This window comes from Methylibium sp. T29, from assembly GCF_000576205.1.
Lineage (GTDB): Bacteria > Pseudomonadota > Gammaproteobacteria > Burkholderiales > Burkholderiaceae_C > Methylibium > Methylibium petroleiphilum.
The window spans coordinates 1-1,425 of sequence record NZ_AZND01000477.1 but is presented as its reverse complement, the minus strand read 5'-3'; the positions used below and the strand labels follow the sequence as shown (position 1 = coordinate 1,425).

General features: G+C 72.8%; 1 protein-coding gene. It reads left to right on the top strand.

The genetic code is table 11. From position 1 onward, the window contains the following. Positions 1 to 1,002: hypothetical protein (locus x551_RS26050; RefSeq protein ID WP_036251609.1), on the top strand; the 1,002-nt coding region annotated here is incomplete at its 5' end. Between the last annotated feature and the right edge of the window lie 423 nt (positions 1,003 to 1,425).

Below are 1,425 nucleotides of genomic sequence, written 5' to 3'. Positions count from 1 at the left end.
GCGCCGCAGCGCTGGCGCAGGACGGGGCGGCCACGCTGCCGGCCACGCCACCCGAACACCGGCCGCACGCCCGACCAGACCTTCCTCACCTTCCCCGAGTGGTACCTGGTGCACAGCCCGGCCGAGTACGCGGCCTACCTGTCGCGCAGCGGCCACCCGAGCAGCTTCCCGCTGTTCTCGCACATCGGCCAGTTCTGGCAGTCGTATGCGAGCGTGAGCCGCGAGATCGAGAAGTACCCGTTCAACGGCGGCTACCACCTGATGGTGATGGTGATCGGCGTCAGCACCACGGTGGAGTACGGCCTCAAGGGCCTGTACGAACGGACGATCGGGCGCCTCGCCGAGGCGCTGCGTTCGGACGAGTCGGTGCCGGAAGAGCAGTTCGCGGCGCGCTACGCGCAGGCCTACGTCGACTTCATCCGCGTCGAGCCGTGGTACCAGTTCGATTTCTGGCAGCAACTGCGCGCGCTGTGGTCGGCCGCGCCGACCGGCGGGCCGAATCTCGTGCGGCGCTGGGAGCGCCGCTTCGCGCTCACCTCGGAGCTGCTGGTGAAGGAGGGCTATGCGCGGCTCATCAAGCTCGGCACCCAGAGCCTCTACGACGCGCCGAAGCCGGTCACCGCCGTGCTGCTGAGCGCGGCGCCGCAGGCCGATCCGCAGCACCCCGACTACCAGCCGCTGGCCGCGGCCGAGGCGGGTGCGCCGGTGCTGGCCACCGTGCCGCGCTACGAAGCCTTCACCGCCTACAGCACCTGGCTCGCGGACCAGGGCATCGACTTCCGGCAGATCGCCGGCAACGATGGCGAGGTGGTGGTGAGCGTGCTGGTGCCCGCCAACTGGTCGGCGGCCAGCGTGCGCACGCTGTTCGAGCAGCCGGTGCTGACGCAGCCCGGGCGCAAGCGCGTCGTCTTCGCGGTGCCGGTGGCGCGGCTCGCCGCCGAGCTGCGGCGCGCGCAGGCCTCGGCGGGGCAGGTGGTGGTGGAACACGTCTACGACTTCTGAGGATGCGCGCGCCTCCGAAGGACAGGCGGCGGCGTCCTGCCCGCCCGAGCCTCGCCGGGCGCATCGCCCGGCACGTGGTTGCTGCGGCGCTGTTGCTGGTGGCCGTGCTGGCGCTCGCGCTCTCGGCCTGGATCGCCTGGAGCCAGCACGCCCGGGCGCAGCGCGAGACGCAGAGCGCCGAGCAACTGGCGGGCGCCGCCGGCCGCTGGGTGGACGTCGGCGACGCGCGGCTCCACCTGCAGGAATGGGGCCGCCCCACCGACCTGCGCTGCTGCTCACCCACGGCACCGGCGCGTGGAGTGGCACGTGGTTCGGCCTGCCCGACGCACTGGCGGCGGCCGGATGGCGTGTGGTGGCCGTCGACCTGCCGCCGTTCGGCCTGACGACGACGCCCGACGACGGTCGCACGGTCGACTACTCGCG